This window comes from Myxacorys sp., assembly GCF_059501405.1.
Genome location: NZ_JCACCM010000124.1, coordinates 1 through 18,279 on the forward strand (window position 1 = coordinate 1; position 18,279 = coordinate 18,279).

General features: G+C 49.6%; 15 protein-coding genes. 6 read left to right on the forward strand and 9 right to left on the reverse strand.

The window, feature by feature from the left end:
* Nucleotides 1-84: 84 nt before the first annotated feature.
* The 3 genes from AC5I6P_RS17030 to hemC form a co-directional block, all read right to left on the reverse strand.
* A complete protein-coding gene (locus AC5I6P_RS17030) occupies nucleotides 85-423 on the reverse strand; it encodes a type II toxin-antitoxin system PemK/MazF family toxin (RefSeq protein ID WP_495694970.1) in 339 nt (112 codons plus the stop codon).
* The gene (locus AC5I6P_RS17035) at nucleotides 416-553 is read right to left on the reverse strand and encodes a hypothetical protein (RefSeq protein WP_495694971.1); all 138 of its coding nucleotides are present in this window, start codon (nucleotides 551-553) and stop codon (nucleotides 416-418) included. Before AC5I6P_RS17035 ends, AC5I6P_RS17030 begins: the two co-directional genes overlap by 8 nt.
* 136 nt (nucleotides 554-689) lie before the next feature.
* A complete protein-coding gene (gene hemC, locus AC5I6P_RS17040) occupies nucleotides 690-1,661 on the reverse strand; it encodes a hydroxymethylbilane synthase (RefSeq protein WP_495694972.1) in 972 nt (323 codons plus the stop codon).
* A 267-nt stretch (nucleotides 1,662-1,928) separates the two neighbouring features.
* On the opposite strand from hemC, the gene AC5I6P_RS17045 reads away from it, so the two are divergent.
* The 5 genes from AC5I6P_RS17045 to AC5I6P_RS17065 all read left to right on the forward strand — a co-directional run bounded on the left by AC5I6P_RS17045 (nucleotide 1,929) and on the right by AC5I6P_RS17065 (nucleotide 12,661).
* On the forward strand, nucleotides 1,929-2,192 hold the full coding sequence (locus tag AC5I6P_RS17045; protein WP_495694973.1) for a hypothetical protein: 264 nt from the start codon (nucleotides 1,929-1,931) through the stop codon (nucleotides 2,190-2,192).
* Nucleotides 2,193-2,664: 472 nt separating this feature from the next.
* Nucleotides 2,665-2,874 carry a hypothetical protein gene (locus AC5I6P_RS17050; RefSeq protein WP_495694974.1) on the forward strand — a complete coding sequence of 70 codons (210 nt, stop codon included), beginning with the start codon at nucleotides 2,665-2,667 and terminating at the stop codon, nucleotides 2,872-2,874.
* A 64-nt stretch (nucleotides 2,875-2,938) separates the two neighbouring features.
* A complete protein-coding gene (locus AC5I6P_RS17055) occupies nucleotides 2,939-6,754 on the forward strand; it encodes an ATP-binding protein (RefSeq protein WP_495694975.1) in 3,816 nt (1,271 codons plus the stop codon).
* Nucleotides 6,755-6,816: 62 nt separating this feature from the next.
* Nucleotides 6,817-11,640 (forward strand): PAS domain S-box protein, encoded by a 4,824-nt coding sequence (locus tag AC5I6P_RS17060; RefSeq protein ID WP_495694976.1) that lies wholly within the window; start codon nucleotides 6,817-6,819, stop codon nucleotides 11,638-11,640.
* 121 nt (nucleotides 11,641-11,761) lie between these two features.
* Nucleotides 11,762-12,661 (forward strand): alpha/beta fold hydrolase, encoded by a 900-nt coding sequence (locus tag AC5I6P_RS17065; protein ID WP_495694977.1) that lies wholly within the window; start codon nucleotides 11,762-11,764, stop codon nucleotides 12,659-12,661.
* Nucleotides 12,662-12,876: 215 nt separating this feature from the next.
* On the opposite strand, the gene AC5I6P_RS17070 is transcribed toward AC5I6P_RS17065, so the two are convergent.
* The 6 genes from AC5I6P_RS17070 to AC5I6P_RS17095 all read right to left on the reverse strand — a co-directional run bounded on the left by AC5I6P_RS17070 (nucleotide 12,877) and on the right by AC5I6P_RS17095 (nucleotide 18,045).
* On the reverse strand, nucleotides 12,877-13,392 hold the full coding sequence (locus tag AC5I6P_RS17070) for a hypothetical protein (protein ID WP_495694978.1): 516 nt from the start codon (nucleotides 13,390-13,392) through the stop codon (nucleotides 12,877-12,879).
* Nucleotides 13,393-13,440: 48 nt separating this feature from the next.
* The gene (locus AC5I6P_RS17075) at nucleotides 13,441-13,854 is read right to left on the reverse strand and encodes a nuclear transport factor 2 family protein (protein ID WP_495694979.1); all 414 of its coding nucleotides are present in this window, start codon (nucleotides 13,852-13,854) and stop codon (nucleotides 13,441-13,443) included.
* A 719-nt stretch (nucleotides 13,855-14,573) separates the two neighbouring features.
* Entirely contained in the window at nucleotides 14,574-14,741 is a 168-nt protein-coding gene (locus tag AC5I6P_RS17080) for a hypothetical protein (RefSeq protein WP_495694980.1), read from the reverse strand.
* Between the two features lie 196 nt (nucleotides 14,742-14,937).
* Complete coding sequence (locus AC5I6P_RS17085) at nucleotides 14,938-15,528, reverse strand: cupredoxin domain-containing protein (RefSeq protein WP_495694981.1); 591 nt, start codon at nucleotides 15,526-15,528, stop codon at nucleotides 14,938-14,940.
* 18 nt (nucleotides 15,529-15,546) lie between these two features.
* A complete protein-coding gene (locus AC5I6P_RS17090; RefSeq protein WP_495694982.1) occupies nucleotides 15,547-17,847 on the reverse strand; it encodes a heavy metal translocating P-type ATPase in 2,301 nt (766 codons plus the stop codon).
* A 36-nt stretch (nucleotides 17,848-17,883) separates the two neighbouring features.
* Nucleotides 17,884-18,045: a copper chaperone gene (locus AC5I6P_RS17095; RefSeq protein ID WP_495694983.1), complete on the reverse strand. Its 162-nt coding sequence runs from the start codon at nucleotides 18,043-18,045 to the stop codon at nucleotides 17,884-17,886.
* Nucleotides 18,046-18,093: 48 nt separating this feature from the next.
* Here AC5I6P_RS17095 and AC5I6P_RS17100 point away from each other — a divergent pair, with 48 nt between their 5' ends.
* Entirely contained in the window at nucleotides 18,094-18,225 is a 132-nt protein-coding gene (locus AC5I6P_RS17100) for a hypothetical protein (RefSeq protein WP_495694984.1), read from the forward strand.
* Nucleotides 18,226-18,279 lie beyond the last annotated feature (54 nt).

Consider the following 18,279-nt stretch of genomic DNA (forward strand, 5'->3'; position numbering starts at 1 on the left):
TTCACATCTTATGCTTTTGCGGTTTGAGTTTTGTCAGTCAACCAGGCTCAGGAGATTAAAACTCAGTATTGCTAATAATAACCTTTACTCAATCTTCAGCACGATCGCTAATGCTCTAGTAACCTCCCGCATTGTTTGTTCAGAAAGAATGCTTAATTGCCGAATGAGCCTTTGCTGAGAAACAGACCGAACCTGAAACGTATCAACTGAAGGCTTGCTTAAGCCATTTTCTAAACTTGGCTTCACTTTTACCATCCAAGCTACCCGTGTGAAGGCATCATCCCAGTTTGTAATTGGGGTAACAATTTTTAGGCGCAACGTACCGACCTCATTATTACCTACGATGACAGCCGGGCGGACTTTAATAATTTCGTCGCCAACGCTGGGATTGGAGTTGTACAGCCAAATTTGACCTCTACGCATAGTCTTCGTATTCGTAGAAATCATCTGTGTCCGAGTCAGCGATCGCAGCAAGCTCTCCACCCGGCTCATAAAAATGCCGCATTACCTCTACCGCTTCTAGCAAACTCAGCTTTTGTGCAAAGATTTCCATTCGCAGTCTCAAGATGATTCTGTAGCCAATGAAGCACCTCATGCGCTTCATCCTTCGGCAACTGCAAGATAGCAGCTTCGATTTCAGTGAGTGAAGTCATAAGCTTGGCATACGAATGGAAATCTGTAGCTTCATTCTAGCTGCGGTTAATCGTCGCGAAAATCTCATCTAAGATTTCCTGTGCGCCCTGCTCTTTGGCTCGGTGAGCGAGTTCAATTCCTAGCTGTTCGGCATCGGTTACAGCGCCCGAAACCGTATCTTTTACGAGCCTTTTACCGTCTAGGCTCGCAACAACTCCAGTTAAGGTCAGCGTGTCGCCATCAATGACGGTGTTCACCCCGATCGGCACTTGGCAACCGCCTTCTAGCTCACGCAAAAATGATCGTTCTGCATAGCAACGGTACGCGGTGGGCTGATGTTGCAAAACCTTCAGCAACTCTAGAATCTCGGTGTCTCCCTCGCGACACTCAATGCCCAAGGCACCTTGTCCAACAGCATGAAGCGAGATTTCAGGGGAAATGGTTTGGTGAATGCGATCGCTCAAATCCAATCGATGCAGACCTGCATACGCCAAAATCAGCGCATCATATTCGCCTGCATCTAGCTTGGCTAAGCGAGTAATCACGTTACCGCGCACATCTTTGAAGGTGAAATGTGGGTAGTGATGGCGCAGTTGAGCTAACCGCCGTAAGGAAGATGTGCCAATCACCGCACCTTCAGGCAGGGTATCTAGCTGCTTATCCTTGTGCTTCTCGTGGACGGCTAGCGCATCCGCTGGATTCTCGCGCTCAGTCACGCAACCGAGCATTAAGCCTTCGGGCAAGTGGGTTGGTAAGTCTTTCAGCGAATGCACAGCAAAATCGGTATCGCCGTTCAGCATTCCGACTTCTAGCTCTTTGGTGAAGAGTCCTTTGTCACCAATTTTTGCCAGCGCAACATCTAAGATTTTGTCACCCTGGGTACTCATCGTGTGGACTTCAAAGGTGATGTCGGGGAACGCCTTCTGCAACTGTTCCTGAACCCAGTGAGTTTGAACCAGAGCTAACTGACTTTTGCGGGAACCGATTCGAATGGTGCGGGCAGGACTAGAAACAGTTGGAGACATCATAGCGGCAGGATGAAATAAGCTTTTCAAACACTTTCTCCACCTTACCGTAGTGTGTTGGTCGATGGGTGAGCGCATCCTGCTGAAATCGTTACAGTTGGTTAAGCAGCCTGAATCAATGTCAAGAAATAATAAACAGAGCGGATTGCAATAGACCTTATAAACGCTTCTTCTATTCTTCTATGTAAACAGTGATCAATCTGCCTTCTAATTGGTTAGATGAGATCGACAAGTGATTCAACAAGGACAATATCGCGGGGCAAGAACAGCTTGCGATCGCAAGCTGACGCTTCAAGCTTCGAACTCGGAGGTTGGGGTAAAAAGCTTGGTGTTCCGACCTCAGAAGGCGACATTCCGAGTAAAAAGCTCAATGTTCCGACTTCAGAACATGGAAATTCAAGTTCAGAAGGTGGGAATTCAAGTAAAAAGCTTGGTGTTCCGACTTCAGAACATGGAAATTCAAGTAAAAAGCTTGATGTTTCAAGTTCAGAGGGTCGAGGTTTTGAATTAATGCTCGGAACGTCGGGTAAATAAGGTCGAAATATCGAATTGGGCATCGCATCTATGCCCTTGACGACTAAATTCCTTCAAAGTCAAGCTTTTTTCGAGCGTTTAGATTCAGTAGAGACAGAATTAATTGCGCCCCCATTTTGCAGAGGATTGTGCAAAAGTCTTCAATTCCTTCGAGAAATCGACGATCCAGATCCGCAGTTCTTTCATTTACATATTTGTCGCGGCAACCCTAAAGGAAAATCGCGATACGATTTTATAGGGCACAACCTTAGAGACTGCAACAATTCTTCAGTTAGTGAATGTCTTCAGTTAGCGAATGACAGGATTCAAGCTAGCGATTCGGCGGCAGAGCCATTGTTGGACTACAGCGTAGTTCAATTCATGCGTTTTCACCCGATGAGCATCTACATGATCGTCGTTCAAGTTATCAAAAGACTTCAGTGCCAAGGAACGGTTACGAACTGCTCTAATTTAGAACGACATTTCATCATCAATGCCTGAAGAAACTCTACTACCGTTACTTGTCGCCACGAACACTGCCGATCGGTTAGCCGTCCCTCGGCAGGATGGCTTTCTAGATAAGCTGACTGAGATGGCAACCCAGATCTATCAAGCTCTAGTTGTCCTGATTACGTTTGCCGATCGCGATCAGCAGGGGTTCAAGTCTGATTCGCAGCAGGTTTCCACCGTCTGTCTCAGCTAGTTGAGCCAGCAGAGATAGTGACAATTGTTGTTCGCTTGAGTGAGCCAAAGGAAGGAAAAAGAGCATGATTCAGGATCATCAAGCAGCTGAACAGATTTTTGCAGGCAATGGTGAAATGGCGAGGTTAATGCGATCGATTAACTGGGCAGAAACACCACTTGGCTCTGTGTCTGACTGGTCATCAAGCCTAAAAACGGCTGTGAGTATCTGCTTAAACTCCCGCTTTCCGATGGTCATCTGGTGGAGCAAGAAATTAGTATTGCTCTACAACGATGCTTGGCAACCGATTCTGGGCACTAAACACCCTGAGGCACTAGGGCGACCCGGACATGAGGTTTGGTCAGAAATTTGGGACGTGATTGGTGTGCAGCTTCATAGCGTACTGGAAACAGCACAAGCAACTTGGTCAGACGATATGCTGCTGCTAGTGGATCGCTACGGCTACACCGAGGAAGCCTATTTCACTTACTCTTACAGCCCAATTTTCCTAGAAACCGGAGCGATCGGAGGGGCATTTACGGCTGTCACTGAAACGACCCGACGAGTGGTGGGTGAGCGACGGCTCAGTACGCTACGGGAACTCGCAGCAAATATTGTGGAAGCCAAGTCAGTTGAAGAGACCTGTCGGAGCGCCAGCGCCACCCTTGCCACCAATCCTTACGATATTCCCTTTGCGTTGCTGTATTTGGTCGAACAAGATGGGACACAAGCTTGTTTGATTGAAACCGTCAGAGTAGACGCTGGGACACTCGCCAGTCCTGAGCAAGTTGACCTGACGCAAGCCAGCGATTGTTGGAAGCTCACACAGGTCAGGAGAACCGGGGAGGCTGAAATTGTTGATGAGTTAGTGCCTCGGTTTGGGGCATTAACCGGTGGTGCTTGGGATGAACCCTCGCGATCGGCGATTGTCTTGCCGATCGCTCAAGCAGGTCAAAAGCAGCAATTATCAGGGCTCCTGGTGCTTGGAATTAGCCCCAGGCTCCCGTTTAATGATGAGTATCGGGGCTTTTTTGACCTAGTTGCCAGCAATGTAGCAACCGCGATCGCCAATGCCCGAATGTATGCAGCAGAACGCAAACGTGCTGAAGCTCTAGCAGAACTTGATCGCGCTAAAACGGCGTTTTTCAGCAATGTCAGTCATGAGTTTCGCACACCCTTAACGTTGATGCTAAGTCCGCTTGAAGAACTTTCAAACAGCTTAGAGGAACGATTAACACCTGACGAGCGTGAACAGCTACAGCTATTGCAGCGCAACGGCTTGCGATTACAAAAGCTAGTCAACACGCTACTCGATTTTTCCCGAATTGAAGCGGGGCGCGTGCAGGCATCTTATGAACCGACCGATTTAGCCACTTATACCGCAGAACTTGCCAGCACATTTCGATCGCTAATTGAGCGGGCTAAAATGCGTCTTGTGATCGACTGCCCTGCCCTACCAGAACCTGTGTATGTCGATCGCGAAATGTGGGAAAAGATTGTTCTTAATCTCATCTCTAATGCGTTCAAGTTTACGTTTATTGGAAGTATCACCGTTCGATTAAAACCTGTTGGTCATTCTGTTGAATTGAGTGTTGAAGATACGGGCGTTGGCATTGCTAAAGCTGAGTTACCTCGATTGTTTGAGCGATTTCATCGAGTTAGTGGAACGCGATCGCGCACGTATGAAGGTTCAGGAATTGGCTTGGCTCTAGTGCAAGAATTGGTCAAGCTGCACGGTGGAACGATTCACGTCACAAGTCAACTGAATTGGGGGACGACCTTTACGATCGCGATTCCCCTTGGGTCGGCTCATTTACCGCAAGACCGCATTCAAGCGGCGCACACTTTAGAATCAACTGCACTGGGAGCCGCGCCGTTTGTCAAAGAAGCGTTGCGCTGGCTACCCGATGCCCCCGAAGTGAGCCAACTTCAGGAAACGGTGCTTGATTTAGAGGCTGAGGTGTCTTTGCCCCGCGAAATCGGAGGACGAATTCTCTTAGCCGACGATAATGCCGACATGCGCGACTATGTGAAGCGGTTGTTGAGTTCGCGCTTTCAGGTGGAAACGGCCACGAATGGTAGGACTGCGCTGGATGCCATCCAAGCGAATCCACCCGATTTGGTGTTAACCGATGTGATGATGCCAGAGATGGATGGGTTTGAACTACTGCGATCGCTCCGCACCAACCCAGTCACCCAAGATATTCCGATCATTCTCTTGTCGGCTCGTGCAGGCGAAGAGGCGCGGGTAGAAGGACTGGAAGCCGGAGCCGATGATTATTTGATCAAACCCTTCTCGGCGCGAGAACTACTGGTACGAGTCGAAGCAACATTAAAGCTGACGCAGCTAAGGCAGGAAGCCACTCACCGAGAGCGGACCCTTCTAGAGCGCGTGACTGATGCGTTTATGGCACTGGATCTCGACTTTCGCATTACCTACGCCAACCAAGCTGCAGAACGAGTGTCGCAAACTTCTTTAGAAGCAATGCTCGGCAAAACGATGTGGGAAGCATTTCCAGCCACGGTTGGCGCTCAATTTGAATTTCAGTATCGGCGATCGCTGAGTGAGCAGGTCGCGGTGGAGTTTGAGGAATATTATGCCCCCTTTGATGTGTGGGTTGAGGTTCACGTTTATCCGTCACCAACGGGACTGTCTCTTTTCTTTCGGGATATCAACGATCGTAAACGCGCCGAAGCGGTGCGATCGCGCATGGCTGAAGAACGCGACCAACTGCTCCAGCGGGAACAAGCTGCCCGCGAGCAGGCTGAAACCGCCAACCGGATCAAAGATGAGTTTTTGGCCGTGCTTTCGCATGAGTTGCGATCACCGCTTAATCCAATTTTGGGTTGGTCAAGGATACTTCAAAACGGCAAGTTAGACAGTGTAAAGACCGCTCAGGCCCTGAGCGTGATCGAGCGCAATGCCAAGTTACAGGCTGAACTCATTGAAGATTTGCTCGATGTCTCCCGAATCCTGCAAGGCAAACTTAGCCTAAATGTTTGCCCAGTCTCACTCGTGCCGACGATTCAAGCGGCAATGGAAACGGTTCGACTGGCGGCAGAAGCCAGATCGATTCAGATACAGGCAAGGCTTGACCCCAATATTGGGCAAGTTTCAGGTGATCCAAACCGATTGCAGCAAGTGATCTGGAATCTCCTCTCGAATGCCGTCAAGTTCACGCCAGAAGGAGGACGAGTAGACATTCAACTGGAGCGTTCTGGCTCCTATGCTCAGATTAGCGTTAGCGATACGGGTAAGGGCATCCATCCCGACTTCCTTTGCAATGTGTTTGACTATTTTCGGCAAGAGGATGGAGCGACCACGCGCAAGTTTGGGGGACTCGGATTGGGGCTGGCGATCGTTCGTCACTTGGTCGAACTGCATGGCGGCACTGTCCAGGCAGAGAGTTTAGGCGAAGGGCAGGGGGCAACCTTTAAGGTGAAACTGCCGCTGATGCCGAAGTCACACCAAACGAATACGGACAGTCGATTGTCTGAGCCATCGATCAATTTAGAGGGCGTTTTAGTTCTGGTGGTTGATGATACAGCTGATACGCGAGAGTTTATTACTTTCCTGCTAGAGATGCATGGAGCGAATGTAACCGCCGTCGCTTCCGCCGTTGAAGCCTTGGCTGCTTTAGCCCAGTACCGGGCAGATGTGTTGGTGAGCGATATTGGCATGCCAGACATGGATGGGTACATGCTGATGCGGCAACTGAGAACTTTGCCACCAGAGCAGGGCGGGCAAATTCCAGCGATCGCGGTGACGGCCTACGCGGGGGACTTCAATCAGCAGCAGGCGCTCGAAGCCGGATTTCAACACCATCTCGCTAAACCAATCGAACCTAACGAGTTAGTCAACGCGATCACAGATCTCATCGCAAGAAGCAGGCATAACTGAACAAATGACCAAGGAAAACGTAGCATAGTTTATGAGACTAAATTTCAGCAGAAGGCGCACTAATGTCAACACTCCGGTTTCTCTTGCTTGAAGATAAGCCACGGGATACAGAGGCAATCGAAGCCAAACTAACGGATGGCGGGATTGACTATGACCTGCTGAGGATAGACACTCGCGCTGACTTTGTGACAGCACTCGAAACCCAGGCGTTTGACCTAATTTTGGCAGCTTATGCGATGCCTGGTTTGGATGGCATCGCTGCCCTAGACATTGCCTGCACTCTCTGTCCTGACGTGCCCTTTATTTTTGTTTCTGCCAGTTTGGGCGAGGAACTCGCGATCGACGCGCTCAAACGAGGAGCCACAGACTTTGTGCTCAAGCAACGGTTAGAACGACTAATCCCTTGTGTGCAACGCGCCTTGCGGGAAGTCCAAGGGCGCAAACGATCAGAAGCTGCGTTACGCCGAGCGGAAGCAAAAAACCGCATGTTGTTCGAGTCGATTGATGAAGGCTTTTGCATCTGCGAAATGCTGTTTGACGAGAACGCTGAACCGTATGACTATCGGTTCCTCGAAGTCAATCCCTTGTTTGAAGCCATGACAGGGCTAGAACGAGCAACGGGCAAAACAGCACGGGAACTGGTTCCCACTCTTGAAGCCTATTGGTTTGAGACGTATGGTAGCGTCGTGCTGACGGGCAAACCCCTCCGGTTTGAGCAGCAGTCCGTTCCGATGAACCGTTGGTTCAATGTCAACGTTTTTCGCATCGGTGAGCCGCAAAGCAACCAGTTCGCTATTCTGTTTACCGACATTACTGACCGCAAAAAAGCTGAACAGGAGCGCGATCGCTTTCTCGCCATCGGTTCAGATTTGCAGGTGATCACGAGCATAGACGGGTATTTTCAATGGGTCAGCCCAACTTTTGAGCGAGTGCTGGGCTGGACAGCGGACGAAATGACCTCCCGTCCCTGGACTGATTTTGTCCACCCGGATGATATTGGCGAATCCGTCTCAGAAGCCGACCGTCTTTTTTCCGGCAACCAAACCCTTGAGTTTGAAAACCGTTATCGGCACAAAGACGGCTCCTACCGCTGGTTTCTCTGGAGGGTGCAGCCATACCCAGAAGAACAAGTGCTGTACGGGACGGCGATCGATATTACCGAAGCGAAGCGCGCCGAAATCGTTCGCAAGCGTTCAGAAGCAGCCCTGCGGCAGAACGAAGCCCACCTCCGTGCCGTTGCTGCTAACTTGCCAAATGCGGCTGTTTTCATTGTGAATCACGATTTGCGCTTTCTGTTGGCAGAGGGTGAAGCGCTCCAGAGTGCAGGAATGGCCCCTGGAGACTTGCTGGTGGGCAAGACGCTCTGGGAAGCTTTCGACCCCGCCTTGGCAACCCACTACGAACCCTACTACCGACAAGCTCTCAGTGGTGAACCATACAGCTTGGAGCATCACTGTCACGATCGGTACTACGTCTCTCATGGCACACCTCTACGCAACGATCAGGGCGAAGTTGACGCCGTGCTGGCAGTGTCCTATGACATCACCGATCGCAAACGGGTAGAACTAAACGCCGAATTTCTCGCCACCGTCAGCCAGACCTTGATGGAGGCGACCTGTGTGGAAGAGATAGTGCAAACGGTTGGTGAACAACTGAACCGTTATCTCAATACTTCGAGCTGTGCTTTTGTCGAAATCAACGAGGCGAAAGACGAAGCGGTGATCAATCACAATTGGCACCAAGACGATGTACCGAGCTTGGTGGGTGTTTATCCTCTGCCAGAGTTTGCGACAGACGAATTTCTGCAAGTCGCTAAAGCCGGACAACCGATCGTGATTCGTGACATCACTACGGACTGGCGCATTGTTGGTCAACAGCGATTGGCTCCACTAAAAATTGGTTCGTTCATTAACGTTCCTCTAATCAGGGACGGCGAATGGAAGTTTACACTCGGTGTTTATCATCAAGAGCCTTATAACTGGCGCACTGACGAAATCGACTTGATGCGCGAGCTTTCGGCCCGGATCTGGAATCGACTTGAACGCACCCGTGCCGAAGCAGCGCTGCACGACTCGGAAGCACGGTTGCAACGGGCGATCGCGATTGAAACAGTCGGCGTGGTTTTCTTTAGAACCGACGGACAGATCACCGATGCCAACGATGCATTCTTACGCATGAGTGGCTACAGCCGGGAAGATGTGCAGCAAGGACGGGTGCGCTTGGACAGCCAAACGCCACCGGAGTTTAGGGCAGCATCGCTCGAAGCAATGAACGAATTTGTTGCAACCGGACGCATCACTCCTTACGAGAAGGAATATGTCCGCAAGGACGGCTCCCGCTGGTGGGGGCTGTTCGCCGCGCAGCGTCTGAATGACATAGAAGGCGTGAAATTTATCATTGACATTACCGAGGCAAAGCGCCTTGAAAACGATCGCAAACAGGCCGGAGCTGAACTGCGCGAGAGTGAAGCCCGCTTTCGGCAGATGGCAGATACCGCTCCTGTTCTGATCTGGATGTCTGGAACTGACAAATGCTGTCATTACTTCAATCAGCCGTGGCTAGACTTTACTGGGCGGACAATGGAGCAAGAAATAGGCAATGGTTGGGCAGAGGGCGTTCATCCTGATGATGTCGAGCGTTGTCTAGACACTTATGTCACTGCCTTTGATGCTCGGCAACCGTTCCAGATGGAATATCGTTTGCGCCGCTTTGATGGGGCGTACCGTTGGCTTGTCGATGCTGCCGTTCCCCGGTTTACACCAGACGGTGACTTTCTAGGCTACATCGGTTCCTGTATTGACATCGAAGATCGCAAAGCTACCGAAGTAGCCCTGCGCCAGAGCGAAGCTCGCCTTCGATTAATGATGGAAAGTGCGAAAGAATACGCTATTTTTAGCCTCGATCTCAATAACATTATTACGAGTTGGAATGCTGGTGCCGAACGATTGTTAGGCTATCAGGAAGCAGAAATTGTTGGTTGTAGCGGTCGCATTATTTTCACGCCGGAAGACATCGAACGGGGAAAACCTGAGCAGGAGCTACAAATCGCTCTAACGCAAGGACGGGCAGTAAATGAACGCTGGCATGTGCGGAAAGATGGCAGCCGCTATTGGGGCAGTGGTTTGATGATGCCATTGCAGGCTGAAACAGGTAGCCCGCAAGGATTTATCAAAATTATGCAAGACAAAACTGCGCAGCGGCAAGCTGATGAACGATTCCGATTGCTCTATGACACCACGAGTGATTTACTCGCTACAGAGCAACCGATGACGCTAGTGCACAACTTGTTCAGCAAACTCTCAGCCCAGCTAGAGTTACATTACTACTACAACTACATGGTTGAGGAAAAAGACAATCAGCTAATGCTGCATCTGATGGACTATGAAGGGATCTCCGATGAAGCGGCCCAAGCGATCGAGTGGATTGAGTTCGGTCAACATCTCTGCGGACAGGTGGCACAAGCGCGGCAGCAACTCGTCCTCGACCAAGCGCGGCTCCTGACCTATCCCAACGCACAATTGATCTGCTCGATTGGCGTTACCGCCTATGTGGGGCAACCGTTGATTGTTCGGGGACGATTACTGGGGACCCTTTCATTTGCTAGTCGCACTCGCACTGACTTTACTCCCGAAGAAACTGACCTTTTGCAGTCCACCTGTGACCAGATCGCGATCGCGATCGAGCGGGCGAACTTAATGCAGTCAATTCAGCAACAGGCAGAGCAATTACAACAAGCCAACCAGATTAAAGATGAATTTTTAGCGGTGCTATCCCATGAACTGCGATCGCCGCTCAATCCCATTCTGGGTTGGTCGAAACTGCTGCAACAAGGAAAACTAGACGAGGCAAGAACGAAAAATGCCCTTGCGACGATCGAACGCAATGCCCAGTTACAATCCCAACTCATTGAAGACCTGCTCGACATCTCCCGCATTCTACGCGGTAAATTGAGCTTGAATGTGATGCCGATTGATCTGAGCGTGGTGATCTCAGCCGCTTTGGAAACCGTTCGTTTAGCTGCCGACGCTAAATTGCTGCACATTCAAACAACCCTTTCACCCCATGTTGGAATGGTGATGGGTGATGCTGGGCGATTGCAGCAAGTGGTCTGGAATCTTTTATCCAACGCTGTGAAATTTACTCCTCAAGGCGGGCAAATCACCGTTACGTTAACTCAAACTAAGACTCATGCCCAACTTCAAGTGACAGATACTGGAAAGGGTATCCAGCCTGACTTTCTGCCGCATGTGTTTGACTATTTTCGGCAAGAAGATGGAGCGACCACGCGCAAGTTTGGCGGTTTGGGATTAGGACTGGCGATCGTGCAACAAATTGTCGAACTGCACGGAGGGACGGTTACGGTCGATAGCCCTGGCGAAGGACTAGGTGCAACATTTACAGTTCAAATTCCACTTGCGGCGCGATCGCACGAACTGCCAGCTCCAGAACCATCCTTCGATTTAACGAATGATTTGAGCAATATCCACGTTTTAGTCGTGGATGATGAGGCAGACTCACGGGAGTTTGTTGTCTTTGTGCTAGAGCAAGCGAACGCGATCGTGACCAGCGTTTCATCGGGCATCGAAGCGCTGCAATTCATCGAGCAAGCTATTCCCGATTTGGTGGTGAGTGATATTGGAATGCCAGATATGGATGGCTATATGCTGATGCAGCAAGTGCGCTCTTTAGACTCGCTAGAGCCAGCGAGACAAGTTCCGGCAATTGCTCTGACTGCCTACGCGGGCGAATTTGATCGGCAGCAAGCGATCGCCGCTGGATTCCAGCAACACATTCCAAAACCCGTCGATCCAGATAAGTTATTGAGTGCCATTAGCGCCTTATTTCCAAGAAGTTGTCGCTCCGGTACCTCCAGTCGCATGAACTAGAATGTGCGCTGTACTAAATCGCTCTAGAATTTGCTGCGATGCAACTCTAGAATGAGGCATTCTTTTCATTCTGTCTGCACGATCGAGACACCAACTCTTGCAGCGTAGATGAGGTTAACTGATGTTCGTACCTCCTGGCTTTGGTAGGCGCTCGATCATGACTCAGTTTGGCAGGATGGTCTACTACACCGCGCAAGGAGAACCGTGGGACAACAGTGTGGGCCTCAAGGAAACGCTGGTTTTTCTACACGGTTTTGGCGGTGGCTCCTCTGCTTACGAGTGGTCAAAAGTCTACCCTGCTTTTGCGGCGGAGTATCGCGTGTTGGCCCCCGATTTGATCGGCTGGGGACGGTCTGACCATCCTGCCCGTACCTATCAGGTTGAGGATTACATCGCGATCATTACAGAATTTTTAGAGCAGACCTGCACGGTTCCAGTGACCGTGATCGCCTCGGCCTTGACGGGAGCCTTTACGATCCGAGCTGCCGCCGATCGTCCTGATTTGTTTAAATCTCTGATTGTTACCACCGCCGCCGGTCTAGCCGAATTTGGGCAAGACTATCGTCGCAGTGCTGCCGCTCAATTTGCCAAGTCCGTCAATCTTCCGGTGATCAGCCAACTGCTTTATAGTGCAGGAGTTGCAAACAGTTTTGGCATTCGCAGCTTCTTGGAGCAGCGCCAGTTTGCTCATCCAGAACGAGTTTATCCTGAAATTGTCGAAGCTTATCTCCAGTCTGCACAACAGAACAACGCGGAGTATGCTGCGCTCTCCTTTGTCCGGGGAGATTTGTGTTTTGATTTGTCTCAGTACCTGCCCAGCCTGACGGTTCCCACGGCTATGATTTGGGGAAAGGGCGCTGAATTTGCTACTCCAGAAATCGGTCGCCGTCTTGCAGCATTAAATCCGCAAGCTATTCCCATCTTCTATCAACTTGATGAAGTCGGATTGACGCCTCAGTTGGAACTACCTGCGGTTATGATCGGGTTAATTCGTCAATTTCTACCGTTGCTTGAGAAGTAGTAAAAATTGGGCGCTTAACTGACATGTTGATCTTGCTTTGATCTTGCTGTTTACGAGTGGCGCGATCGCAGGCTTAACAAACGGGTCATGCAAGACTTGCGGATGCATTGAGGAGTACCATTCCGATAGAACCGCCCAATCAGACCTTCCGTCCACTATGAGTGCATCGCGGATGGAAGGAACTGCAACCGAAGGACAGCATTGGTCAACCCAATTTAGGCAGAGGTTAGTTCGGCATATCCTTGAAGGTCTTCAGGCTCAAACTGGCGCAATACACGAGTGGCCTGACGAGTTAACTCTTCAGTTCCTTTCACTACAATTAAGTACTTACCTGCATTCAGACGATTGCGGTACGGCAGCGCATCTCCACTCCCAACGGTTAAACCCACACCACCGCCAACAAAGTAAGCCCCTAACGCGCCGGAAGCGGCTCCTAACAGTCCACCAATGATGTGATTTCCGACGGGCGCGATCGCGGGAAGAATCTCAATGCCCGTCAGAAAATTGAACGCATAACCCGCCACGAATCCAAACGGCACCAACCCGTACACCAGGCGTTTTGCACCTTTGCGAGCTTGCTGATTAGGATCAATTAACCCATATTCATCGGCGCTCTGATAGCCCCTGCCCAGAATATTAACTTGAGTTTTTGGTAACCCTTCTTTTTCTAAAGCAGTGTAGGCTGCTTCCGCTTGAATTCGATCAGGTAAAACGGCAACAAGATAATTCATGACACCCTCAACTTATATTTATATTGACCAATGAATTGAAAATAGCTTCTATCCTTGCTTGGCACCGTTCGGTAGAAAGGCCGCTGAATCATAGTAAGTGCGAAAGCGATGTACCTGTTCGTGGTTCAGCTCCAGCACACTCACTCCTCGATAAATGATTTCTTCGGATGTAGATAACGTGCCCTTTGAAATCCACTCCAACACGATCGTGCCATTGCTCTCAACGACATGATTGAACTCAGAATGAATCTGCTCAAACACCGATAAATACTTCTCCCAAAACCGATGTGCGCCATCCTTTCCAGTCAGAGGTTCTTGCATTGCCAAGTTCATCAGTTCTGCGTCTTCGGAGAATAAAGCAACGAGGGGATTGACATCACCAGTCGCTTCGATGTTTTGCAGCGTGCGCATGAAGCGTGAAGCGATTTCACTGACTGTCGCTGGAGTGGTTTTTGCCATCATATATTTCTTCCTAGGGAGAGCATAATTAAAGATATCAATAGCAACGTAATGATTTTGCTTCTCCAATTACGTCTATCCAAAGCGTGAAGCTCAAACTTAAAGCATTTAATTAAGTAGCTGAAGTACTCGCTGTAGCTCACGATTTCATTGTCTGCTATATCTGTTGCGCTAGCACTTCACAAGGTAGTTAATTGCATTTTAATTAGCACCAAGAGCAATTGATTATTAATTGGTTTTAATATCACTCAGATCATTTTAATGTTGATATCAATGCATAAGAACAGGCTGTACGTATTAATAGAAATTCAAGCAAAACTCTGTCATTCCAGTAATGGTTAAAAACATTATTTCAGCAATGCTTATGATATTGTTAAAGCCGCAATTGCGCCGCTTGAAATGGACATTCCATTCGATCGCGGCTCCTTTGCTTAATTTACGCCAACCTAACTAGAGAAATAATTCTGTTACCTATGGGAGCAGTTGTTCGCCCATGCAGAGATTTCGAGTATCAGAGAACGGAGCGAAATAGTGAGAATACACTAGAAAATACTGAGCGATCAACAACTTGTTGAACACAATAATCTTTGATCGATACTCCATTTACACCGTTGAAGACACGATCGCGGTTACCAGAATACAGCAACTCCAAGCAATGTCGCTAGCTTGGTAACGAAAGACTTTTTTTGAACTTGCAACCTTGAGCTTATGAGCCATGCGTACTAAATTCTGCGATCGCGTTCCAAATTGCAGATTGCTTTTTCCCAGCACCACTGGGCAGAACGATCAGGATGATCCGTGTAGACTTTCTTGACCAGCCTATCTGCTAAAGCAACGTCATGACCAGCAAGCTGAATCAGTTTAGTTCTTGTCTGACTGCTGACCCGCATGTTGGTAGATTTCCGTTCAATACGGCATGTAGAGATCGAAATGAGATGTCAAATCATTTCGATCTCTAGGGGGTTGCCCCCAAGCAACCCCCTAGAGTATGGCTTTTGTTAGAGGTGGGGGCATGAGTAGAAAGCCTTATCTGAACGATGTAAGCGATGAAGAATGGGCATTGATCGGCCCCGGTTCCAAAAGGCTCTAGCTCCCCTCGCTTGCGGGAGAGGGGTTGGGGGTGAGGGCAATTCTCGCTGCATCAGATGTTGCGGTTCCTCTGGAGTTGCGCTCTGCGCTAATCGCTTCAACCACACCATGAAACATATTCATCCCACACGCAAACGAATACTTCCCTGGTGCAGATGGCGTAAACTCAATCGGAGTCGTCTGATTTAACTTCAGATCTTGGGCAATGCCAAAATCTGGAAAGCGGACTTGTTCAAGGCAATTGCTCGGATCACGGCGAAAGAAATTTAGCCGCACAGGTTGACCTGCATTGACAACAATTTGGCTCGGTTCATAACCCCCATCAACCGTGATCGTTACTTCCTGAATGCCCTGACCAGTGGAGTCTGCCTTCTGAGATTTCTGTTTGCTATACAGAAACCACCAAAGCTCTAACCCCATCAGCGCCAACCCGCCCGCTGTAACACCGAGCTTTAGAGCGATCGGCTGGTCAATGCGACGGAACGGTGGAGCTGGCTGCGAATGCTCCATTGGCATCTGAGCAGTCGCAGAGGTTGTACTCAAGAGTAAACCTATTCCTGCAAGATGTCCCAATACTTTGTTCAACATGATCATCAACGTAATAAACTATGATGCGATCGCTTTAGGTTTGAAATTGCGTAACCGCAACGCGTTCGTCAAAACAGACACCGAACTGAATGCCATTGCACCGCCCGCAATGATCGGACTCAGCAACCAACCAAAGATTGGAAACAGAATTCCTGCCGCAATGGGAATGCCTAATGTGTTGTAAATGAAGGCAAAGAAAAGATTTTGACGAATATTGCGAATGGTGGCGCGACTGAGTTGAATCGCGGTGACAATGCTTTGCAAATCGCCCGAAATCAACGTAATATCACTCGCTGCGATCGCAACATCGGTTCCCGTGCCGATCGCAATGCCCACATCCGCTTGAGCCAAGGCCGGAGCGTCGTTAATGCCATCTCCCACCATTGCCACAATCCTTGTTTTAGAATGCCGCCGACCGTTCGACTTAGAACGATTGTCACTGCCGCTTTGAATAGATTGGATCACGGCTGCTTTTTGATCCGGCCGGACTTCGGCAATCACCGTTTGAATTCCAACTTCTTTTGCAATCGAATTTGCGGTCTGTTGGTTGTCTCCCGTGAGCATGATCACCTCAAGCCCCATTCGTTGCAGCGATCGTACCGCTCCCACAGAGGAGGGCTTCAGTGCATCTGAAATGCCCATCAGTCCCTGAAGCTTGCCTGCGATCGCAATCAAAATTACCGTTTTACCGACCGATTCCAATCGATCTTTTTCGGCTTGCATCGGTCGGCTATCAATGTTCAATTCCTGTAGCCAGCGTTGCGTTCCAATCTGGATCAGATGATCAGCAACCCTGCCTTGAACTCCGCTGCCTGCAACCGCTTCAAAGTCCTGCACGTCCTCTAAACTCACACCCTGAGTTTGGGCATAGCGCACCACCGCTTCGGCTAACGGATGCTCCGAATTGCGCTCAACCGACGCCGCTAGTTTTAGTAACTGGAGTTCATGGGCTGAGCCAACCGTCGTGATGAAGTCGGTCACCGTTGGCTGTCCAGCGGTGAGAGTTCCGGTTTTGTCTAATACGATCGTTCCGATCTGATGCGCCAACTCCAAGCTCTCGGCTCCCTTGATCAGAATGCCGTTCTCGGCTCCTTTGCCCGTTCCAACCATGACAGAAGTTGGCGTTGCCAATCCCAATGCACAAGGACAAGCGATGATCAGCACCCCAACCGTTGTGATAATCGCCAACGTCACATTGCCTGTTGTGTTGAACCAAATGATAAACGTTAGGATTGCGATCGCAATGACGATCGGCACAAACCAGCCTGTAACTTGGTCGGCTAATCGCTGAATCGGAGCTTTCGATCCTTGAGCTTGCTGCACGAGCTTCACGATCTGAGCCAGGACGGTATCTTTGCCCACCCGAGTCGCCCGAAACCGAAAACTCCCCGTTTTATTAATCGTTGCCCCGATTACTTCATCACCCGGTTGTTTCTTAGTGGGGACGCTTTCACCCGTCACCATCGATTCATCGATCGTCGAGGTTCCACTCACCACCTCGCCATCCACCGGAATCTTCTCCCCCGGACGCACAATCACAATGTCGTCGATTTGAACGTCTTGGATTGGTACTTCCAGTTCTCGCCCACCGCGAACGATTCGCGCGTCACGAGCTTGCAAGCCAATCAGGGTGCGAATCGCTTCTGAGGTCTGACCTCGCGCGCGCATCTCAAATAATCGCCCCAGTAGAATCAGCGTAATAATGACGTTCGCCGCCTCATAATACGCATCGGGCGACAATCCTTGAGCAATAAAGAAGCCAGGAAAAATCGTCGTCACCAATGAGTAGAGATAGGCCGATCCCGTTCCTAGTGCGACTAAGGTATCCATTGTCGCCGTGTGGCGCTTGAGCGCTTTCCAAGCATTGATGAAAAACTCTGCACCACACCAAAAGATCACAGGCGTAGACAAGGCAAATTGAAACCAGGAATTGTGCAGCCACGTTGGAATGAATGAAACTGTCAATCCAGTCATCATCGGCAGTGAGCCAAAAATGAGAATGACGCTGATGATACTAGCAACAATGACTTTTCGGCGCAAATGACGAAACTCTCGCAAACGCTGCGTTTTCTCAGCATCGTCTTCACCCGTTATAAATTCCTGATCTTGGAGCGAAGTAGACGAGTAACCCGCATCGGCGATCGCAGTCTGAATTTGCGCTAAGCTGACTCGCTTCGCGTCATATTCAACCATGGCTTGCTCTGCCCCAAAATTAACGTTGCAGTCCTGAACCCCTGGAACTGAACGAATTGCATCTTCTACGCTTCTAGCACACGAGGCACAACTCATGCCCCTCAGCTTTAAGTTGTGAGTTTCCATAAGTCACGAAATGAAGAATAAAGGAATCGTGAGACATTAAGCGGCTGTGTAACCTGTGACTGTGTAACCTGCATCTGTGACCGCTGCTTTGATCGCCGCTTCAGACGTTGGAGTTTTGACCTTGACTAATTTTGTTTTCGGATCGGCATCGACGATCGCACGTTCATCGATCGCTTGAATGGCTTTGGTAATCGACATTACTTAACCTCAATTCATTGCGTAGATAGTTCTAAGGTTGATAGTCCTATGATGAATCCTCCAGCTCACTGGAAGGTCAAGCGATTCAACCATAATTTTTCAAATACTCGCCCCAAGGTCTTGCCAACAACAGCAAAGTCCACCTTTCCAGCTTGGAAAGGTGGACGCCTTCTTGTTTAGATTAGACTTAATCGGCAATAGCTTAATCTAGAAGACATATAGTTATTCTCGCTC

Coding starts and splice junctions, on each gene's coding strand:
- AC5I6P_RS17030 (WP_495694970.1), bottom strand. CDS start 423: ATGCGTAGAGGTCAAATTTGGCTGTACAACTCCAATCCCAGCGTTGGC.
- AC5I6P_RS17035 (WP_495694971.1), bottom strand. CDS start 553: ATGGAAATCTTTGCACAAAAGCTGAGTTTGCTAGAAGCGGTAGAGGTA.
- hemC (WP_495694972.1), bottom strand. CDS start 1,661: ATGATGTCTCCAACTGTTTCTAGTCCTGCCCGCACCATTCGAATCGGT.
- AC5I6P_RS17050 (WP_495694974.1), top strand. CDS start 2,665: ATGCCTGAAGAAACTCTACTACCGTTACTTGTCGCCACGAACACTGCC.
- AC5I6P_RS17055 (WP_495694975.1), top strand. CDS start 2,939: ATGATTCAGGATCATCAAGCAGCTGAACAGATTTTTGCAGGCAATGGT.
- AC5I6P_RS17060 (WP_495694976.1), top strand. CDS start 6,817: ATGTCAACACTCCGGTTTCTCTTGCTTGAAGATAAGCCACGGGATACA.
- AC5I6P_RS17065 (WP_495694977.1), top strand. CDS start 11,762: ATGTTCGTACCTCCTGGCTTTGGTAGGCGCTCGATCATGACTCAGTTT.
- AC5I6P_RS17070 (WP_495694978.1), bottom strand. CDS start 13,392: ATGAATTATCTTGTTGCCGTTTTACCTGATCGAATTCAAGCGGAAGCA.
- AC5I6P_RS17075 (WP_495694979.1), bottom strand. CDS start 13,854: ATGATGGCAAAAACCACTCCAGCGACAGTCAGTGAAATCGCTTCACGC.
- AC5I6P_RS17080 (WP_495694980.1), bottom strand. CDS start 14,741: ATGCGGGTCAGCAGTCAGACAAGAACTAAACTGATTCAGCTTGCTGGT.
- AC5I6P_RS17085 (WP_495694981.1), bottom strand. CDS start 15,528: ATGTTGAACAAAGTATTGGGACATCTTGCAGGAATAGGTTTACTCTTG.
- AC5I6P_RS17090 (WP_495694982.1), bottom strand. CDS start 17,847: ATGGAAACTCACAACTTAAAGCTGAGGGGCATGAGTTGTGCCTCGTGT.
- AC5I6P_RS17095 (WP_495694983.1), bottom strand. CDS start 18,045: ATGTCGATTACCAAAGCCATTCAAGCGATCGATGAACGTGCGATCGTC.
- AC5I6P_RS17100 (WP_495694984.1), top strand. CDS start 18,094: ATGATGAATCCTCCAGCTCACTGGAAGGTCAAGCGATTCAACCATAAT.